Raw genomic sequence first — 4,832 nt, forward strand, 5'->3', positions numbered from 1 at the left:
AACAACAGTGGATTGTGCGCGGGCGGCGACTCTGGTTTAAACTCCCCCGTGATCAACCCCCCCCGGGGGCTAACCCCGGTGTCGGGGGTTCCCCACCCCCCCCCCCGGACACGGAACCCCGCATGATCGACCGTCAGGGCGGGCTCGGACAGGATCATTCCCGTGAACACCAACGCATCGAACACCACGGCCTCGCACACCATCACGCCGAGCACCACCGCGCCGAACACCACCGCCTCGCACACCCCGGCGGCCGGCGCCACCGCCTCCCTCACCCGGCGCGCCGCCGTGGCCGTCGTCGCCGCCGTCCTGGCCGGCCTCGCCGTGCCGGCCACCGCCAGCGCCGCCCCGGACGCCGGCCGGAACCCGGGCGACGCCGAGGTCGCCCCCGCCCGCTACACCCACCAGACCCTCGCCTGGCAGCCCTGCGCCAAGCAGCCGGCGCTGGACTGCGCCACCATGACCGCCCCGCGCGACTGGCACCACGCCGACGCCGGCGCCGACGTGACGATCGCCGTCTCCCGGCACCGCGCCGGCGACCCGGCCAAGCGCAAGGGCACGCTGCTGATGGCCGCCGGCGGCCCCGGCGCGTCGGGCCTGCTGCGCCCGGCGAACCTGGCCACCGCCGCCCCGGCCGTCGGCGCCGCGTACGACATCGTGGGCTTCGACCAGCGCGGGGTCGGCGAGAGCACCCGGGCCGTGTGCCAGACGCCGGAGGAGTTCCAGGACTTCCTGGCCGGCGACTTCCGCGACCAGTCCCCGGCGGCGATCGACCGGGTGGTCGCCAACTCCAAGAAGCTGGCCGCCAGTTGCCAGGAGCGCACGGGCGACCTGCTGCCCTACCTGAACACCGAGCAGACCGCCCACGACATCGACCTGTTCCGCGGCCTGCTCGGCGAGCAGAAGCTCAGCTACTTCGGCCCGTCCTACGCCTCGATGATCGGGGCCTACTACGGAACGCTCTTCCCGCACCGGGTCGAGCGGATGGTCCTGGACAGCAACATCGGCTTCGACGGCACCTGGGAGAAGTTCGAACTGGGCCAGCCGATGAGCTTCCAGCGCCGCTTCGACGAGGACTTCGTGCCGTGGCTGGCGGCCCGCGACGCCACCTACCACTGGGGCTCCACCCCCGAGGAGGTGCAGGCGCGCTGGGAGCAGCGGCGCGCCGCGCTGCACGACCGGCCCATCGTCGACGGCTCCCTGACGATCGGCCCGAACCAGCTGGACAACGGCGCGATCAGCGCGATCTACGAGCGGGACACCTTCCCCTTCCTCGCCCAGGCCCTGACCGCGGTCGACGACTGGCAGGGGGCCGACCCCGCGGCCAAGGCGATGGCCGGGCGGCTGTTCGGCCAGTACCTCAGCCCGGAGTTCCTCGCCGAGTACTTCTCGGTGACCTGCAACGACACCCCGTGGACCAAGGACATGGACACCTGGGTCCAGCACGGCGCGGAGAACACCGCGCGCTACCCGCTGGTGGGCGCCCGCACGCTGGCCTTCAGCGCGGTCTGCGCGGCTTGGCCGACCGCGCCCGCCCCCAAGGTCAAGGTGACCGGCGCCCACCTGCCGACGGTGCTGATGCTCAACTCGGTGCACGACCCGGCGACGTACTACGAGGCGGCGCTCGGCGCACACCGCGCGCTGCGCGGTTCCAAGCTGGTGACCGTCACCGGGAGCGGCGACCACGGCCAGTACCCCACCGCCAACTCCTGCGTCACGAACGTCGTCGAGAGCTACCTGCTGGGCGACCGCGCCCCCGAGCGCGACCTCGTCTGCCCCACCCCGCAGGCGGGTTGACCCCGGGCGCGACCTCGTCCGGCGGGCTGGCCCCAGGGTCTCAGGGTCCGTACGGCGACGGTCAGGCCCTCAGCCGCGCCCGGAGCCAGGCGAAGGCGGCGGCGAGCCCGGCGAAGCCCCCGACGGCGAGCTTGATGCCGGCCTTGGCGACGATCCAGCCGACCCAGGGGACGCTCCAGCCCAGCCAGTGGAAGACGGCCAGCAGGACGGCGGCGCCGCAGAGGGCGGCGAGCACCGTGACGGCCACGGCGGCGGCCCGCGAGAGCTCTCGTGGGCCGTCGCCCGTCGCGTCCTGCGACTGGTCGCCCGTCAGCTGCTTCGTGTCCCCATCACCCATGGGGATCATCCTACGGATTCCTCACCGGCTTCCTCACCGACGGGCGCGATGGGTGTCGCCGAGGTGCTCGCCGGTCTCGTCGTCGGGGAAGCTGACGGCGAGGGTGACGCGGTACTCGTCCACGTCCTCGCGGTGCCCCGGCACCCGGGCCCAGGCCAGCGAGTGCACCTCGGCCCCGGGGGCCTGCCGGCACCAGGCGGCGGCCTCCTCCAGTACGCGGGCGGCCGAACGCCCGGTGCACACCACGGCGGTGTACGCGGCGACGGCGAGGTCCCCACCGCTGCGGGCGACCCGCGAGACCGCCCGGACGGCGGCCGCGGCCTGGGTCAGGTCGCGGGCCAGGTCGTCGACCACCCGAGGGGGGGTCGGCAGGACGACCGCTCCCTCGGCGACGGTCTCGGGCAGGTTCGCGCTCACAGTCCGGGCCTCCATCCGCATGGTCACGGGGCACAGCATGCCGGGCGGAGATTCCTGGCATGCCCTTTTCACCAGAACGTCACCCGTCCAGGGGCGAGTTGGGGCCGCCCCCTGGCGTCCGCACGCCCGCCCTGGTAGGGAAACACCCACCCGGCGGCCGGTATCCACGCAGGTCAGGAGGGTCGACGGCGGGCGCCGCCGGGGAGCCCGGAACGACGCGCACGCACCACCCCCGCGCCCCGGACCGCCGGTCCGGGCCCCTGCACGCCCGGCCCACCACCGGCACGCCCTCGGTCAACTCCCTTGGCAGAAAGGGGATATGCCGCCGACACCCGACCCGGACACCCCTCCGGCGCCGCCACCGGGCCTACGGACGGAACCTGCGGGGGACGCGCGCGCACGCCAACTCGCTTACCCGGCAGGGCCGTCGGCCCGCCCGGCCGCGACGCGGATCCGGCCCCGAACCGAGCCCGAGCGGCAGTTCCCCCGCCCCTGGTGACGTGCGGCTTGTGACGCCGGTGCCGGGCCGGGGCAACCTCCGGCCACCCCTGTCGCGTCAGATCGTCGTGATACTAATCGTTGCGACTGTGGGAGCCGCCGGCCGGCGGCAGGCACGATGACGGCGGTTCATCCGTTCCGGGAGGGCCGGGACGGCTACGGGGAGGGGCACGGTATGACGGCGAGGTTCGGCAAGGTGCAGGGCGGGCGCGGGCTGCGGCTCGGCAAGCGGGTCACGGGGACGGCTGCGGCCTTCACCGCACTCGCCGCGCTGACGGGCTCCCAGGTGACGGGCTTCGGGCTCGCCCCGGTCGCGGCCGCCGACGCCGTGACGGCGCCGGACACCGCCGGCTCACCGGCCGGTGGCGGCCCGACCGCCGGCGCCGGCAGCACCTTCGGCACCGGCCTCCCGGCCGACGGCGGCGGCACCGTCCAACTGCCGCAGCCGCCCGGCACGGTGCCCGGCGCGCCCACCGCCGGCCCCTTCGCCGCCACCGGCCCGGCCCTGCCCGCGACCGTGCTCGCCGCCTATCGCCAGGCCGAGGCCTCGGCTGCGCAGCGCTCGCCCGGCTGCCACCTGCCGTGGCAACTGCTGGCCGCGATCGGCCAGGTCGAGTCCGGCCAGGCCAACGGCGGCCAGGTGGACGCGGCGGGGACGACCCTCACCCCGATCCTCGGACCGGCCCTGGACGGCAACGGCTTCGCCGCGATACCCGACAGCGACGGCGGGCGCTACGACGGCGACGCACGCTGGGACCGCGCCGTCGGACCGATGCAGTTCATCCCCTCCACCTGGGCGACCTGGGGCACGGACGCCAACGGCGACGGCAAGGCCGACCCGAACAACATCTTCGACGCCGCCGAGAGCGCCGCCCGTTACCTGTGCGCGGGCGGGCGCGACCTCGCCGACCCGGCGCAGCTCGACCGGGCGATCCTCAGCTACAACAACTCGGGCGAGTACCTGCGGACGGTCCGCAACTGGATGGCGCACTACGGCAGCGGCACCGTCACCACCGTGCCGAACCGCCCGGCCTCCTCGACCCCGCCGGCCTCGCTGCCGTCCCCGCTCCTGCCGCTCGTGCCGCTGCTGCCCCCGACCGGGACGACGCCGGGCGCCACCGCCGGGACGCCAAGCGCCCCCGCGACCACCCCGACCCCGGGCGGGCAGCCCTCGCCGAGCGCGCAGCCGACCTCGCCGGCCCCGACGCAGTCGTCCTCCGCGCAGCCGACGACGGACCCGAGCACCACCCCGACGGGCACGCCCAGCAGCACGCCGCCGTCGACCGCGCCGGCCACGCCGTCCGCCACGCCGTCGACCACTCCGTCGGGCACCCCGTCCGGAACGCCGTCGGGCACCCCGTCCGGCACCCCCACCACGACGCCGACCACGACGCCGACCGGAACGCCCACCGGCTGCCCGAGCCCGACGGCCACGGCCACGACCACCCCGACGGGCAGCCCGTCCCCGACGGCCACCCCGACCGGAACGCCCACCGGCACCCCGGCCACCCCCGGGTGCGCCACGGCGACGCCGACCCCCGGCGGCACCCCCACCCCGGGCGGCACCCCCTCCTCCGCCGCCCCGAGCACGACCCCCAGCGCGGGCCTCTCCCCCTCGGCGGCCCCGCCGACCCGCTGACACCGCCTCATCCGCCGACGGCCCGCACCCCTGGTGCGGGGCGTGCGCGGTGCCCCCCCCCCCCCCTACGCTCCCGGGTCCGTGAACCAGTGCGAGCCCAAGCCCGGGTCCCACCCCGCCCCCGCCCCGCGCTCGTTTTAAAAA

The 4,832-nt window shown here is 75.6% G+C and carries 4 protein-coding genes; 2 read left to right on the forward strand and 2 right to left on the reverse strand.

Features of this window, described 5'->3' with window-relative positions; all coding sequences use genetic code 11:
* The first annotated feature begins 162 nt into the window (after window positions 1-162).
* Window positions 163-1,797 (forward strand): alpha/beta hydrolase, encoded by a 1,635-nt coding sequence (locus ACFV6D_RS38590; protein WP_380563396.1) that lies wholly within the window; start codon window positions 163-165, stop codon window positions 1,795-1,797.
* A gap of 61 nt (window positions 1,798-1,858) precedes the next feature.
* Here the strand turns inward: ACFV6D_RS38590 and ACFV6D_RS38595 are convergent, their stop codons facing one another.
* Both ACFV6D_RS38595 and ACFV6D_RS38600 read right to left on the reverse strand, forming a co-directional pair.
* Window positions 1,859-2,134: a hypothetical protein gene (locus tag ACFV6D_RS38595; protein ID WP_380563398.1), complete on the reverse strand. Its 276-nt coding sequence runs from the start codon at window positions 2,132-2,134 to the stop codon at window positions 1,859-1,861.
* 33 nt (window positions 2,135-2,167) lie between these two features.
* Window positions 2,168-2,551: a hypothetical protein gene (locus ACFV6D_RS38600; RefSeq protein WP_159398576.1), complete on the reverse strand. Its 384-nt coding sequence runs from the start codon at window positions 2,549-2,551 to the stop codon at window positions 2,168-2,170.
* Window positions 2,552-3,224: 673 nt separating this feature from the next.
* Here ACFV6D_RS38600 and ACFV6D_RS38605 point away from each other — a divergent pair.
* Window positions 3,225-4,688: a lytic transglycosylase domain-containing protein gene (locus ACFV6D_RS38605; protein WP_380563400.1), complete on the forward strand. Its 1,464-nt coding sequence runs from the start codon at window positions 3,225-3,227 to the stop codon at window positions 4,686-4,688.
* Window positions 4,689-4,832 lie beyond the last annotated feature (144 nt).

This window comes from Kitasatospora sp. NPDC059812, from assembly GCF_042732075.1.
GTDB lineage: Bacteria > Actinomycetota > Actinomycetes > Streptomycetales > Streptomycetaceae > Kitasatospora.

Excerpts from the sequence above, each read along its gene's own strand:
- ACFV6D_RS38605 (WP_380563400.1), top strand. The coding sequence starts at position 3,225 with ATGACGGCGAGGTTCGGCAAGGTGCAGGGCGGGCGCGGGCTGCGGCTC.
- ACFV6D_RS38595 (WP_380563398.1), bottom strand. The coding sequence starts at position 2,134 with ATGGGTGATGGGGACACGAAGCAGCTGACGGGCGACCAGTCGCAGGAC.